General features: G+C 56.1%; 14 protein-coding genes and 1 pseudogene. 9 read left to right on the top strand and 6 right to left on the bottom strand.

All coding sequences use genetic code 11. The features are described 5' to 3' along the window. Positions 1–74: 74 nt before the first annotated feature. Both KGA83_RS04320 and KGA83_RS04315 read left to right on the top strand, forming a co-directional pair. Positions 75–1394 carry an MFS transporter gene (locus tag KGA83_RS04320; RefSeq protein ID WP_223528644.1) on the top strand — a complete coding sequence of 440 codons (1320 nt, stop codon included), beginning with the start codon at positions 75–77 and terminating at the stop codon, positions 1392–1394. 100 nt (positions 1395–1494) lie between these two features. Next, on the top strand, positions 1495–3462 hold the full coding sequence (locus KGA83_RS04315; protein ID WP_223528641.1) for an acetoacetate--CoA ligase: 1968 nt from the start codon (positions 1495–1497) through the stop codon (positions 3460–3462). 46 nt (positions 3463–3508) lie between these two features. Here KGA83_RS04315 and KGA83_RS04310 read toward each other — a convergent pair whose 3' ends face one another. Then, the gene (locus tag KGA83_RS04310; protein WP_223528725.1) at positions 3509–4510 is read right to left on the bottom strand and encodes an AraC family transcriptional regulator; all 1002 of its coding nucleotides are present in this window, start codon (positions 4508–4510) and stop codon (positions 3509–3511) included. 382 nt (positions 4511–4892) lie between these two features. Between KGA83_RS04310 and KGA83_RS04305 the strand changes: the two genes are divergently transcribed. From KGA83_RS04305 to KGA83_RS04295, 3 genes and pseudogenes are all read left to right on the top strand, one after another. After that, positions 4893–6536, top strand: a complete 1644-nt coding sequence (locus KGA83_RS04305; protein ID WP_223528639.1) for a fatty acid--CoA ligase — start codon at positions 4893–4895, stop codon at positions 6534–6536. A 371-nt stretch (positions 6537–6907) separates the two neighbouring features. Beyond that, positions 6908–7144: an IS66 family insertion sequence element accessory protein TnpB gene (tnpB, locus tag KGA83_RS04300; RefSeq protein ID WP_223528637.1), complete on the top strand. Its 237-nt coding sequence runs from the start codon at positions 6908–6910 to the stop codon at positions 7142–7144. Continuing rightward, positions 7080–7317: pseudogene (locus KGA83_RS04295) on the top strand (IS66 family transposase); the annotation flags it as partial. The gene tnpB and the pseudogene KGA83_RS04295, both read left to right, overlap by 65 nt. On the opposite strand, the gene KGA83_RS04290 reads toward KGA83_RS04295, so the two are convergent. The 3 genes from KGA83_RS04290 to KGA83_RS04280 all read right to left on the bottom strand — a co-directional run bounded on the left by KGA83_RS04290 (position 7317) and on the right by KGA83_RS04280 (position 9737). Further along, positions 7317–7853 (bottom strand): NADPH-dependent FMN reductase, encoded by a 537-nt coding sequence (locus KGA83_RS04290; protein WP_223528634.1) that lies wholly within the window; start codon positions 7851–7853, stop codon positions 7317–7319. The pseudogene KGA83_RS04295 and the gene KGA83_RS04290 sit on opposite strands and share 1 nt — an antisense overlap. A 332-nt stretch (positions 7854–8185) precedes the next feature. After that, entirely contained in the window at positions 8186–8728 is a 543-nt protein-coding gene (locus tag KGA83_RS04285) for a DinB family protein (protein ID WP_223528631.1), read from the bottom strand. Positions 8729–8834: 106 nt separating this feature from the next. Next, positions 8835–9737, bottom strand: a complete 903-nt coding sequence (locus tag KGA83_RS04280) for a LysR family transcriptional regulator (RefSeq protein ID WP_108219344.1) — start codon at positions 9735–9737, stop codon at positions 8835–8837. 117 nt (positions 9738–9854) lie between these two features. Here KGA83_RS04280 and KGA83_RS04275 point away from each other — a divergent pair, with 117 nt between their 5' ends. From KGA83_RS04275 to KGA83_RS04260, 4 genes are all read left to right on the top strand, one after another. Beyond that, complete coding sequence (locus KGA83_RS04275) at positions 9855–10274, top strand: ester cyclase (RefSeq protein WP_223528628.1); 420 nt, start codon at positions 9855–9857, stop codon at positions 10272–10274. Between the two features lie 3 nt (positions 10275–10277). Then, positions 10278–11345, top strand: a complete 1068-nt coding sequence (locus KGA83_RS04270; RefSeq protein WP_223528624.1) for an SDR family oxidoreductase — start codon at positions 10278–10280, stop codon at positions 11343–11345. A 170-nt stretch (positions 11346–11515) separates the two neighbouring features. Next, positions 11516–12058 (top strand): histidine phosphatase family protein, encoded by a 543-nt coding sequence (locus KGA83_RS04265; RefSeq protein WP_223528723.1) that lies wholly within the window; start codon positions 11516–11518, stop codon positions 12056–12058. A 127-nt stretch (positions 12059–12185) separates the two neighbouring features. Continuing rightward, on the top strand, positions 12186–13379 hold the full coding sequence (locus KGA83_RS04260) for an MFS transporter (RefSeq protein WP_223528621.1): 1194 nt from the start codon (positions 12186–12188) through the stop codon (positions 13377–13379). An 18-nt stretch (positions 13380–13397) separates the two neighbouring features. Here the strand turns inward: KGA83_RS04260 and KGA83_RS04255 are convergent, their stop codons facing one another. Continuing rightward, positions 13398–13889, bottom strand: a complete 492-nt coding sequence (locus tag KGA83_RS04255) for an Lrp/AsnC family transcriptional regulator (protein ID WP_108219348.1) — start codon at positions 13887–13889, stop codon at positions 13398–13400. Between the two features lie 47 nt (positions 13890–13936). Beyond that, on the bottom strand, positions 13937–14593 hold the full coding sequence (locus tag KGA83_RS04250; protein ID WP_223528618.1) for a 2-haloalkanoic acid dehalogenase: 657 nt from the start codon (positions 14591–14593) through the stop codon (positions 13937–13939). Positions 14594–14663: the final 70 nt, after the last annotated feature.

The raw sequence follows: 14663 nt of genomic DNA, 5'->3' as shown, positions 1-14663 counted from the left end.
CAAGGCAGGGGGCGTTGAACGTTCCCTGCCGCTGAACCTAATAACAACAAGACACATCGACTCAAGGAACTGCCATGGCTTTCCATCACGCCACCGTCGGTGATTGCGCGGACGTCGCCGTCAGCGTTCCCCGTAGGTTTGCCTGGGTTGTGTTCGCACTGACCTTTGGCCTGCTGATTTCCGATTACATGTCACGCCAGGTGCTCAACGCGGTTTTCCCGCTACTGAAGGCCGAATGGGCTCTGAGTGACGCGCAGTTGGGGATGCTCAGCAGTATCGTCTCGGTCATGGTCGGTTTACTGACCATTCCATTGTCGTTGCTTGCAGACCGTTGGGGACGCGTCAAAAGCCTGGTGCTGATGGCCATGTTCTGGAGCCTGGCGACACTGGGGTGCGCAATCGCGGAAAACTTCAATCAGATGTTTGTCGCGCGCTTTCTGGTCGGCGCCGGTGAGGCGGCCTATGGCAGTGTCGGTATTGCCGTGGTGTTATCCGTTTTCCCCAAACATATGCGCGCTTCCCTGTCGGGTGCGTTCATGGCCGGCAGCATGTTCGGCTCGGTGCTGGGCATGGCGTTGGGCGGGGTTATCGCCGCACACCTGGGTTGGCGCGTTGCGTTCACCAGCATGGCACTGTTCGGAATGTGCCTGGCGGTGGTTTACCTGATTGTTGTGCGTGAGCGACGCATTACCGCGCAACGCCCATGCAGTTCGCAGGGCCAGGCCGCAGCAGAGACTATTAAACGCCCACTGGCCACACTGTTTGCCAGTCGCTCGGTGATCTGCGCCTACATTGGCAATGGCCTCCAGCTGTTTGTCGTTGGTTCGGTACTCGCCTGGTTTCCGAGCTATTTGAATCGCTACTACCACATGAACACCGACAAGGCCGGCATGCTTTCGGCGTTGATCGTCCTGATCGGCGGTGGCGGCATGATCCTGTGTGGCATGTTGAGTGATCGCCTGTGCCGCAAAGCACCAGACCGCAAAATCACCCTGGCCATTGCCTACTGCCTGATCAGCGGTTTGTTACTGGCAGTGGCTTTCCATTTGCCGCCAGGCGCCTTGCAACTCACCTTGATCAGCATGGGGATGCTGGTCGCCAGTGGCACCTGCGGGCCGGCCGGTGCCATGGTGGCTAATCTGACCCATCCTTCGGTGCACGCCACAGCATTCGCGGTGCTGGCGTTGGCTAACAATATTTTGGGTCTGGCGCCTGGCCCACTGGTCACCGGCATGCTGGCCGATGCGGTCAGCCTGGACCACGCCTTCCAGATCATCCCGCTGATGGCCGTCGCATCTGCCCTGGTGTTTTGGTATGGCAAGCGTCACTACCACCGTGATATCGGAAAGTTGAAATCACCTGGCTCCGCGCCAGCGGTGGGCGCGGCCCCTTGAAGTTCAACCGTAAACGTTGCTGCCCCCGGGCCTTCACCTGAACACCTTTAAATTTCGGCCGCTTCGCTCTGGCCGTCTGCCTGTACCGAGAGAGACTGATATGAACGAGAAACCCATTTTTCAGCCCAGCGCCGAGCGCATCGCCAACACGCGCCTGATGGCTTTCATGCAATTTGTGCAATCGCGTACCGGGCGTAATTTCACCGACTACGACGCGCTATGGCGTTGGTCTGTCGAGGAGATTGAGCAGTTTTGGCCACTGGTCTGGGAGTTCTGTGGCGGAGTCGGCGAACTGGGTGATGTAGTGCTGGAAAACAGTGGGCAGATGCCCGGAGCACGCTGGTTCCCGAATGCGCAATTGAACTATGCACAATCGCTGCTGGCTCGCCGCGACGACGGCGATGCATTGGTATTCTGGGGTGAAGACAAGGTCCGACGCCGGTTGTCCCGAGGCGAACTCTATACCCAGGTTTCTCGCTTTCGCCAGGGCCTGGAAGCATTGGGAATCGGCAAGGGCGATCGTGTTGCTGCCGTCATGCCGAACATGCCCGAAACCCTGGTTGCCATGTTAGCCACCGCCTCGCTGGGGGCGGTCTGGTCCTCGGCTTCACCAGACTTCGGAGTGCAGGGAGTACTCGACCGTTTCGGGCAAATCGAGCCCAAACTGCTGTTGTGCGTAGACGGCTATTGGTACAACGGCAAACGCGTCGATTGTCTGGCGAAAAATGCCGAAGTAGCGGCTCGACTGCCGAGCCTCCTGAGTACCGTAGTCGTGCCGTATGTGGAGGACGTACCGGATGTCGCCAACATTGTCCGCGGTGTCCGTTTCGCCGACTTTATCGAGCCCTACGCCGCTGCCGAGATCGCGTTCGCTCAAGTGCCTTTCGATCATCCGTTGTTCATCCTGTTTTCCTCCGGAACGACCGGTGTCCCCAAATGCATCGTTCATGGTCACGGCGGCTCGTTGCTGCAACACCTCAAGGAACACCAACTACACACTGATGTGCATCTCGATGATCGCTTGTTCTACTTCAGCACTTGCAGCTGGATGATGTGGAACTGGCTGGTGTCCGGCCTGGCATCCGGGGCGACGGTGCTGCTCTACGACGGATCACCTTTTTTGGCTGGTCGCGACGGCCGTCCTGGTAGCCTTCTTTTCGATTACGCCGACGACGAAGGCATGACTCATTTCGGCACGTCGGCCAAGTTTATCGATGCGTTGCTCAAGCAGGCGCTTTCGCCACGCCACAGCCACTCGTTGACGGCCTTGCGGGCTTTTCTGTCGACCGGCAGCCCGCTGGCTCCAGAGGGGTTCGATTACGTCTATCGCGAGATCAAGAGCGATCTACACCTGGCTTCGGTCGCCGGCGGAACCGACATCCTTTCAGGCTTCGTCTTAGGCGTACCGATACAGCCTGTCTTTCGCGGTGAAATCCAGCGTGCGGGCTTAGGCATGGCGGTGGCTGTATACGATGAGCAAGGTGAGTCTGTCCGCGAAATCAAAGGCGAGCTGGTGTGCACACGGCCGTTCCCTTGCATGCCTGTCGGGTTCTGGAATGACACTGACGGCTCGCGCTACCACGCGGCCTATTTCGACCGTTTTCCGAACATCTGGTGCCATGGCGATTTTGCCGAGATCAATAGTCGTGGCGGTTTCGCTATCTTTGGGCGCTCCGACGCCACTTTGAATCCCGGAGGCGTGCGCATCGGCACCGCGGAGATTTACCGCCAGGTTGAACTGTTGCCGGAGATTGTTGAGTCCTTGGTGATCGGGCAAGAATGGGCAGGCGATACCCGCGTTGTACTGTTCGTGAAACTGCGTGACGGCGAGCAACTCGACGATGACCTGGTCGCGCGGGTCAAACTGCAGGTCCGCAATAACACTACGCCACGCCATGTTCCCGCCAAGGTCCTCCAGGTCGTGGATATTCCTCGCACCAAGAGCGGCAAGATTGTCGAGCTGGCGGTCCGTAACGTCGTGCATGGTGAGTCGGTGAAGAACGTCGAAGCACTGGCCAATCCCGAGGCCTTGGAATACTTCCGGGATCGCAGCGAACTGACTGTCTGAAGGTCGGAGCCCGAACTGCTGATCCCTGGGTCAGCAGTGACTTCCATTACTCGTCGTTGTTTAGGTGCTGGCGCCGCCAAGTCGCCGGCGCCATGCCGAACTGGGCCGTAAACCAGCGGGTGAACGAGCTGGGCGATGAGTAGCCCAGCAGCCCTGCGACCTGGCCCAAAGAGTAGCGTGGATTCTCCATATAACGCAGCAACAGGTCTTGCCGTACCTGTTCATGCAGTTCGGAAAAGCTGACGCCGCTTTCTTCCAGCCTTCGTTGTAAGGTGCGCACGTTCATGCCGAGGGATTGGGCTACCTGCCTGATCGTGGCGCGATCCATGGGCAGCAACAGGTAAATGGCCTGACGCACTTCGTTAAGTGTCGAACCCTTGTTTGCGCCAGGCTGCGCTTCAAAAAAACTTCGGGCGTAACTCGCCATCACCGGGTCTGCGGTTGGATTGGTGGCATTCAGATCCGACACAAGACAGACAATGCCATTGAACTGTTCGTTGAATTCAACATTGCAGCCGAAAACTCGACGGTGAACATTCAAATCTTTCGGCGCGGCGTGAGTGAAACTGACGCTCAGCGGGCGCCAGCTCTTTCCTAGAAGTGCGCCACATAGCCGATGCAGCACGCCAATAGCCAACTCGATGCTCTGCCGCTTTGGCGTAGACGGGTCGATTATGATTTCCTCGCGAATGATCACTATCTTGTCCGTCTCAGTGATATCCATTGCCAGGGATTCGTTCAGCAGGTGTCGATACTGCCCAATGGTGTTCAAGGCATCCCGCAAGGTTGGCTGGTGGGTAAGCAGCAGGCTGATTGCACCAAAGTTGGAAAGCTGTCGTGACTCGGCCATGCGCAAGCCGAATGTTTCGCAACCACTGGCTTTTGCGGTCGCCTCTAGGAGCATTGCCACCACTGTCATGGGGATACGTAGTTCCGGGCTCTTCAACATCGGCGTGCTGAGTCCGAACTCAGAGAGCAACTGCTGGGGGTTAACACCCAACTGCGCGCACAGTTCCAGGTAATTCGTCAGGGCAGCGGTACGAGCCATCAGGGCCATTAAAGTTGCCTCATTATTGTTTTTTTCACTTGCCTCTACTGCGCAATGCATGGGCATTAGTTGTTGTCGTGAATGGCAAGCGAGTATGCAGCATCGAACCCTTTATAGAGGGTTGGGTACGAAATGAAAACCATCTTGGCAGTATTCCATCCAAGTGACTTTACAAACCTGTCCTGTCTCGATTCGGGAGGAAGCACTCGTTGATTTCTGTCATCAAAAGGCTAGCCCCTGACACGAAATGCACAGCGTATCGATCAGGCAAAACCTACTGTGCCTCACCACGGTTCGAAGTGTATGCAGTTTCCGTACTGGCTGTTTATCGGCGGGAGGAAGCTGGGCCAATGCCTGAAAGACAGGAGTGAGAAGTAACACCATGCTGAAAACAAAAATAATCAAGCCAGCGCCAGACGCTTATGCCTACCCACTATTGATCAAGCGCTTGCTGCTGTCAGGAGCCCGGTACGAGCCAGAGCAAGAGATTGTCTATGCCGACAAATTGCGTTACAGCTATCGGACACTTAATGAGCGGATACAGCGTTTGGCCAACGCCTTGACGGCGGTGGGCGTCAAGGCAGGCGATACCGTAGCGCTGCTCGACTGGGACAGTCATCGTTATCTGGAGTGTTTTTTTGCTGTCCCGATGATTGGCGCGGTTTTGCACACTGTGAATATTCGCCTTTCCGCAGACCAGGTGCGCTACACCATGAATCACGCCGAAGACGATCTGGTGCTGGTCCATGACGATTTTCTGCCCCTGATCGAGCAGATTCAGGAGGGGTTATCGACTGTCAAAGGTTACATTCAACTGACTGACGACGATGCAACCGCTACCGACTTGCCGGTGCTGGGGGAGTATGAGCGATTGCTGGCCACGGCCAATGAAGATTACGACTTTCCTGATTTTGATGAAAACTCGGTGGCGACGCTTTTTTACACGACAGGCACCACCGGCAATCCCAAAGGGGTGTATTTCTCGCACCGCCAATTGGTGCTGCACACCTTGAATGCCGTCGGCACTTTGAGTGCCTTTCAAGGCCAGCCACTACTGCGTTCCGATGACGTCTACATGCCCATTACCCCCATGTTCCATGTTCATGCCTGGGGCGTGCCTTATGTTGCCACTCTAATGGGGGTCAAACAGGTTTACCCCGGTCGCTACGAACCCAATCGCCTGGCAAGACTCTTCCGTGAAGAGAAGGTCACGTTTTCTCACTGTGTACCGACGATTTTGCAAATGATCCTTGGATGCGAAGAGGCAACTCAGACCGACTTCGCTGGCTGGAAAATGCTGCTGGGTGGAAGCTCCATGACCATGGGAGTCGCACAGCAGGCGACCAGCCGTGGCATTCGCGTGCACAGCGCGTATGGGATGTCCGAAACCTGCCCATTGCTCTGCACCACCTACCTGCATGCCCAGGATCTTGAGCAACCGGCGCAAACCCAGCTTTCCAGTCGCATCAAGACGGGGACGCCAATACCGATGGTCGATCTGAAAATCATCGATGCGGGGGGCAAGGCCGTTCCTCATGATGGTGAATCGCTGGGCGAAATCGTGGTGCGCACGCCATGGTTGACCCAAGGTTATTTCAAGGATCAGGAAATGGGCGCAGAGCTGTGGCGAAATGGATGGCTGCACACCGGTGACATGGCCTCGATCAATCCCCGAGGCGTGGTGGAAATCAAGGATCGAATCAAGGATGTGATCAAAACGGGCGGGGAATGGATCAGTTCTCTGGAGCTGGAAAGCCTCATCAGCGAGCACACGTCGGTCAGTGCTGTTGCTGTAGTCGGCATCGCCGATGAGCAATGGGGCGAGCGGCCCATGGCTTTGGTGGTCTGCGTACCTGGCAAACACCTCGATCAAGCGCAGCTCGAAGCGCATTTACAGCAGTTTGTAGCGTCCGGCCGTATCAACAAATGGGCGATTCCCAGACAGTTCAAGTTCGTTGCAGATATTCCAAAAACCAGCGTTGGAAAGATCAACAAGAAACTGATCCGAGAATGTGAGTCCAACTGAATCCCCTGGGGACGCAGACCATCTCAAAGCGCATGTATCGCCCTCCTGGAAGTCCGCGAGGTAGGCTGCGTGCGCAGTCTCTGGCGGAGATTTGGACAATTGGGCAGAGCTTTACAGAGGGCACCTTGAGCGCATTGAATTTTCAGGAAATGTAATTGTGCGCCCACCAATGACCGCTAATGGCCGTTCTCTGCCGGTCATGGCCACGAAGCAAGCTGGTCAAATCCGATGCAATTGGTGGTCAGAACGAATGCAAATGATTGTTCAGGTCAAATGCGAACGGGTGGTCAAGTGGAGTGCAATTTCGCAAAAGTGAACTGGGCAACCGAAAGTGCTGCTGCCTGCGCGACTTTTCTGCGAGATCTGCTGCGATGATCCGCATCGATTCCATCTGGCTCGCCACCGAGCCGATGGACATGCGTGCAGGCACCGAGACTGCGTTGGCCAAGGTGATCGCGGTATTCGGCGCGGCTAAGCCGCACTGTGCTTATCTGTTCGCCAACCGGCGCGCTACTCGTATGAAAGTTCTGGTGCATGACGGTTTCGGCTATCAGCAGAGCACTGGATTACAGCCTGAAACGCTGGGCAGCACTATCGCGCTACCTTGATGACGGGGCGGTTCCCATTAACTACAATTGGGCCGACAACCAGATCCGACCATGGGCTCCTGGACGCAAGAACTGGCTCATTGCAGGATCTCTACGCAGCAGAAAACGGGGCGGTGGCGATCATGAGTTTGATCCAGTCTGCACGGTTCAATGGCCATGATCCGTACGTGTATCAGCCCGCTTTTTTACCATCGATTTGCTGCTTGAATGCTTCAAGTGCCGAAACGATCAGTGGGCGGATCGTTGGATCATTTGCGATAGTCTCTGCACTCAATTGCGTGGAAAGCAAATTTACGGATATCGATGCTTGCTCCACGATACAAGCCGACATTGTTTCCAGAACCAGCCGCAGTGCCGCCTGCGCGTGCGAAGCCCGAGGTGAAGCGTTGAAAAGAGCAACGGGTTTACCTGGGAACTCCTCAGAGCTAACGAGCCAGTCCAGCATATTCTTGAATGAGCCGGGAATTCCGCGAGCGTACTCAGGGCAAGAGATCAGAACGCCGTCCGCGTGGGCGATACTCAAGCGTAAGCCCCTGATGGATTCAGGAGGATTTTCCGTGAAATCCGGGTTGAAATGAGGTAACTGGCCAACATCGTGATAATGCGCTATCGACAGCCCTTCGGGACAGAGAACCTCAGCTGCACGCAACAGTACTGAGTTAGAGGAGACCTCACGAAGACTCCCTGAGACCGCAAGCAAACGCACCATGTCAACACGCTCCCTGATTTGTAGGGCGGGGAGTGTCGCATGAGGGCCGCTGACTGCACCATCATTGGCCCTGCCACCGGAGTCAATCCCGTGCCTTGGTTTCTGGGCGATGACCAGATGGCTTTGCCAGACGCTTGTGTCGCAAGGTCACCCTGCCCCCCGGGATTAGCTATCAGGTAGGCAACGATGCGGAGGGACACCGCACGTTCACCACCAGCGGTGCGAGGTGTTCGTCATGGATCAAGCCAGGGCGACAGCGATGTAATCAGTGCGATCCGAATCGAATTACCCCTTTTGGCGGTGAATTCTCAATACCGGTATCCCGCTTTTCTTCATACGCCGGATCGGGATGGGATGAGGACGACTAAATCTGTATCACCTATGTCGACACCAGCCTGTGAAAGCAGCGTAGTAACCTGGCCACGGTGATGGGTCTGATGGTTGAAGAAATGCATCACCAGGCCGAAAAAATCCTTGTCCGACACTACCCCCTTCAAGCTCGCATAATGGAGGGTGTGATCCAGATCGGACTCTGTAATAGAGCTGGCCCATTCGACGATGATCTGATCAAGCGTCTCTCGATACACTGAGAGTTCTCGAATAGTAGAGAACAACGCCTGGTCAAGGCTTTTCGGATCAGAAAATCGCCTCACCGGCTCCAATGCCGAGCGGTTCGCTGGATGTTTGGCGAATCGCTTTAGCCACACGGTGTCTCCGACTGCCACGTGGTTCAGCGTCCCGAGAATCGACCTGAAGAACGCTTTTCTATCAGCTGATAGCTCATCATCGGACAAGCACCTGGCCGCTCCATAGATCTTTTCGTTCATCCATTTGTTATAGGTTGCCATCAGGCAGATATGGTCGGTACGGCTCATGTGCTCATCCTTTGAGTGGGTATTTGACAAGCGCTCCACGCTCACCGCAAACCCAGTCTATTGCACGGTGACCCGTACGCGGTAGAGATCGTTATTGCCCCGATACTCACGGGCCACCCCCCAAGAGGTAACCTTCGACATTTTCCATGGACAGGGCTTCGAGCAGCACCTGCTCCAGGATGGCAAAAAAACATTTGATGTGGGCCTGCTTCAATGCCTGAGGCCGGGTCACCAGATAGACCTCCATATCTGGAAGGTGGAGATCCGGGAACAACCCGATCAGATCCTTCGCCAGTATACGGGGCAGTACGGCCACCCCCATACCTCGCCTCACCGATTCGAGCTGCACGGCGAACGAATTCACGCTGATCTGCGCGCGGTCCAGACCACCGGCCTTTGCCGCACGCATTTGCGGCAACATGTCCAGCGGGGGAAGCAAGGCAACATTGACCGCAGTGGCCGGGGTCACCCCTGGAAACCGCTTCAGATAACCTGCATCAGCGAAGACACCGTAGGCGAGCCGGCCTATGGGTCGATAAATCAGCGACGGCTCACCCAGATGAGCGGTACGTACAGCAATGTCTGCCACGCCGCGGACGATCTTGTGAAAGTCGGCTGTTACCAAAAGCTCCACCGAGCAACGCGGGTGCAGAGAAGTGAAGCGACTCGCGGCCTCCAGCACGCAAGACGAGAACCCCTCGCCTGCACTGACCAGGACACTGCCAGCCAGCTCTGTGTGTGGCTCGGATATGCCTGCAGCGGTTTGACGCCTCAAGCCCGCTTCCGCAGCCAGGGCAACTTCCACGAGGGATTGGCCCCGCGAGGTCAACCAGCATCCTTCAACGCCCCGCTCGACGAGTGGCTCGCCCAGTGCGACCTCAAGTTGGGTCAGGCGGCGGGACACGGTAGACGCCGCGATACCCAGCAACTGGCCAGCTTGAAGGAAGCTGCCACGCCGCGAGACTGCCAACAGCAGACGAAGATCGTCCCAATTTGCTTGCAACGCCATGCGTCCTGTCCTCCCTGGTCTGCATATGTGCAAATCCATTATGCAGTAGTCGCTGTTTTTCGGGGGAGGCCTCAAAGGTATATCTATAGACCCTCGACACGAATGGAATGGACTGTAATGACTACTGGCCCCAACGACTATGCGGAACGCGCCTCAAGAGCCTTCAATCGCCGTGATGTGGAGGCGATGCTTGCATTGGTTTGCGAAGACTTCATCTACGTCGATGGCATGGGGATTCAAACCGGTCGCGACGCCATGCGCAAACGAGAGACTGCGCTGTTCGAAGCGTTCCCTGATGCCCAAGTGACCTTCACCCCATTCATGGTCGCTGACGATCGTTTGGCGCTGACTGCCTTACTGACCGGCACCTTCGCCGCACCCTTGGTGCTGCCAGGCCGGGTGATTGCACCCCATGGACGCCATATTACCGTGCACTACGCCGCACACTTCACCTTCAGAAACGGGCTGGCCATCCGTGAAGAGGTCTTCTTCGACAGCGCGGTGTTGATGCCGTTAGCCGAACAGGGTGAGGGTTGAGCCATGCGCAGCGCATTTGTTACTGGAGCAACCGGCTTGCTGGGCAACAACCTGGTGCGTGAATTGGTCGCTCGTGGCTACACGGTCAAAGGCCTGGTCCGCTCAAGAGCCAAAGGTGAACAGCAGTTCAACAATCTGCCGGGGGTGGAGCTGGTCGTGGGTGACATGGCCGATGTCGACGCATTCGCAGCATCGCTGCAAGGTTGCGATACGGTGTTCCACACCGCGGCGTTCTTTCGCGACAACTACAAGGGCGGCAGCCACTGGAAAGAACTCGAAAAGATCAATGTGTCTGGTACGCGGCGCCTGCTTAACCAGGCCTACCGCGCCGGTATACGACGGTTCGTCCATACCTCTTCCATTGCCGTGCTCGACGGCGCACCTGGCTCGTCCATCGATGAGACATGTCTGCGGGCCGACGCCGACGCGGATGACTACTACCGCAGCAAGATCCTCGCCGACCGTGTCGTCCTGTCGTTCCTGGAAGCACATCCCGAGATGCATGCCTGCATGGTCCTGCCCGGTTGGATGTGGGGCCCTGCCGACATTGGCCCGACCTCCTCGGGACAATTGGTCAACGATGTCGTGAACGGCAAGTTGCCCGGGCTGATCCCTGGCAGCTTCTCCGTTGTCGATGCCCGTGATGTGGCATGGGCGCTGATTGCTGCCGCCAAACAGGGCCGACGAGGTGAGCGCTATCTCGCGGCGGGCCGGAATATGACGATGCGTCAGCTGGTCCCTGTTCTAGGACGTATCGCTGGCGTAAAGACCCCCGTTCGACAACTACCGCTGCCCTTTCTATACACCTTGGCAACTGTGCAGGAGATCTATGCGCGCCTGACCGGCAAGCCCATTCTGCTGAGCATGGCCACGTTGCGCCTGTTGATACGAGAGGAGGACCGCTCCTGCTTCAACCATCGCAAGAGCGAGCAGGAGCTTGGCCTGAGTTTCCGGACGCTAGAGCAGACAATCACTGACACCGTGGCGTGGTACCGTGATCACGGCTGGTTTGAAAAGCACAGTGCGCGCGCCTCGAAGAAAAAAAGCTCATCGGTCATGGTCGACAACTGACTTTCGCAGAAGGGATTACCGTCCAGTCCCAAAGCCGATAATCTCGAGCCTCATTGTGCGGTTTTATGCGGGTACGCGAGGGGTACCTTGAGTTCCCGAGACCGCACTTGCTGGTCATTTACCACACACCAGAACAAGGACGTCAATTTGTGAACAGGGAAATCATCCTGATGCGTCACGGCCAGCCAAAACTGGCCGCAACCGACAAGATCTCAGCGCTCGAGATGAAAGACTGGATCGAACAATACAACCGATCCGAAATTACCCACCACCCGGTCCCGCATGCCAGTCTGCAACTCGCCGCAACCGCCACGGTGATTGTTTCAAGCAGCGCGCCTCGTGCGCTGACCTCCGTCCAGGCGCTCGGCCTGAAGCCTGCGCTGGTAGACGCACTTTTCTGCGAAGCACAACTGCCTTTTGGTCATTGGAAACGGCCACGGCTATCGCCGTTTACCTGGGCATTTATCCTTCGAGTCTTATGGCTGTGCGGTTACTCGCGCAACGTCGAATCCGCCGGCACTGCGAGGATGCGCGCCAGTGTGGCAGCCAAACGATTGCAGTCCCTTGCCAGCGATGGACCGGTTCTGCTGCTCGGTCACGGCTTTATGAATCGAATGATCGCCAATCAACTGGTGGCCGACGGATGGGCTCGCCAAAAACGTAACGGCAACCAGTACTGGAGTGCGACCGTGTATCAGTACGGCGGTGTGTAAGAGGCGCCAACGGGTCGGCAGAGATGCCTGTCAAATGCAGCACTGCGTTCATCGTCATCCGGGTAACCCGTCTTGGCGATGCAACGGCAGCAGCATTAAGGGACGATTCATTCAAGGGAGAGAAGTCGTGTCAGCCACATCCGGGAACAGCAACATTTTTCGCCTGGCAACCGCCCAGGCATTGGCGGGTGGTAACTCAGTCATCGTCTATGCAACCGGCGCTATTGTGGGAGACATGCTTGCACCGGATAAGGCATTGGCGACGCTGCCCATCTCCATTTTTGTCGTGGGCATGGCGAGCTGCACGCTACCTGCCGGTGCCATTGCGCAGCGCTATGGGCGCAGCCTCGTGTTTATGCTGGGAGCGTTGTGCGGCATCCTGATGGGAGTGCTGGCTGCGATTGGCATTTATTTGTCCTCCTTTTTCATTTTCTGTGCTGCGATGCTGTTGGGTGGCGCTTATGCCGCTGTGGTGCTGACGTTTCGTTTCGCCGCCGCAGAATGCGTTCCAGAAAACAGGCAGCCCTGGGCGCTTTCAATCGTCATGGCTGCCGGGCTAGTGGCGGGTGTACTAGGTCCACAGACGGTCACCTATACGATGGACCTATGGGAGTCACACCTGTTTATCGTTACTTACGTTGCAGCCGCATTAATGGCAGTGGTTTCGGCGGTGGTGCTGTCAGGTGTCGATTTGCCACGCCATGAGGCAGCTGTTCGTACTCCAGGTCGCCCGCTTGCGGTGATTGTTCGGCAGCCTCGACTCATCAACGCCATGCTCTGTGGCGTCATCATTTACACCTTGATGAATTTCCTGATGACTTCGGCCCCACTGGCAATGAAGCATGAGGATCTTTCACTGGAATCATCGAACCTGGCATTGCAGTGGCACGTCATCGCAATGTACGCACCCAGTTTTTTCACTGGAAATCTGATCCGCCGTTTTGGAGCAAACCGCGTTGTGTTGATGGGGTTGATGTTAACCGGCGTTGCTATTGCTGTCGGGCTTGCCGGTGTGCAGCCCTACCACTTTTATCTATGTTTGGTGCTTCTGGGGATTGGTTGGAATTTCGGTTTTGTCGGCGCCTCTGCGCTCGTCCTTCAGTGTCATAAAACAAGCGAAAGAAACAGTGTCCAGGCGTTCAATGATTTCATTGTCTTTGGCGCCGTGGTGCTCGGCTCGTTTGCATCGGGAGGCATATTGAATCGATACGGTTGGGCCGTTATCTGTGCGCTTGCCTTTGTACCTGTGCTGGTAGCTATAGCGACGTTGATGTTGAGCGAGCATCGCGTCTGGCGTTCAATCCAGGAACGCACAAGCTAGGTGCCGTCAGCGAACCATTTAATGGTGACGCAATAGCCTACGCAGCGGGACCCCATCTTTAAGTACTGGGGATTTGATGACGATGTAACTGAAGTACTTGGAAATACCGATATTCTTGTCCAGCAGCCCTTCGATCACTTCCTGATAATGCTGAATACTGCAGGTCATGAAGCGCACCAGGTAATCGTAACCGCCGCTGACTAAATGGCACTCAAGCACCTCATCGACCAAACGAATATTGGACTCGAACTTGGCGAAGTCCTCCCGTTTATGGTCGCTGAGCGTGATTTCAGTAAATACCGTGACCGAGTCGGTGATCTTGGCAAGGTTTAGATGAGCTCTATACCCGGAAATATAGCCAGCCGACTCAAGCCGTTTGACCCGCTGCAAGCATGGACTGGATGACAGGCCCACCGCATCGGCCAGACTGACGTTGGTCATTCGACCGTCTTTTTGAAGCTCAACCAGGATACTGATATCAATTCGGTCTAGTTTAATTAAACCTTCCATCGGGTACCTCTTGATTGCCGTTCAGTTAGACAGTGGTTTTAGCAAACTCAACGTCGCAAAGATAGCTGATGCTGCGCGACCAGGTCGGCCATGCTTGTGATGTAAAAATCTGCGGAATATTCCTGAGTATAATTCTCATGACCACGGCGGATCAGGCACAAACCAGCCAATTTTGGCGGCTGCGCAGGAGGTCTGGAAATCTGCAGAATATTTTTGGGCTCCAGGTTGTTGGCCAGCAACCACTCGCTGTCCTCCAATGGATTACTGGCTCGGGAATGCAGGTCTTCGGGCACAATCCCCAAACGCTCGCAGAGCTGTTCGCGATCCTCGGCATCTCTATCGCAGTACACCAGCAGCCGATAGAATTTGCGCAGATACAACATGGCACCGGGCGCGTCCTCGAACAGCGACCAGTTGCATGCCGAACGGGCGAAACTCATGCCCTCTTCCCAACTGGCCTTGAGCCCAAAACGCTCGGCCAGCTGACGATGGGCAAAGCACAATAAGCCACTGAAGCCCAACTCGGAAAAACGTGGATAGAGCGTGCGCACCGCCTCGTCAAACTCAGCCAATACCTCTTCCCTGCCTGGCATGCCCGGATGGTTTTCGAGCAAAGGTTGCAGGGCCGTCCAGATACCGGAATCCCGATCGACCAGGACTTCGTCGCAATCGATCAGCAGTGCACAATAATCAGTCAGGTACATGGTGTGTAGCCTCCCATGATGCATTCATCAATCCATGTGCTCTAAATGCCCTCGGTCGGCGCATTGCTAC

The organism is Pseudomonas sp. GL-R-19, assembly GCF_019956375.1.
GTDB lineage: Bacteria > Pseudomonadota > Gammaproteobacteria > Pseudomonadales > Pseudomonadaceae > Aquipseudomonas.
Note: the sequence above shows the minus strand (reverse complement) of the source record. Positions and strands in the feature narration are given on the sequence as shown.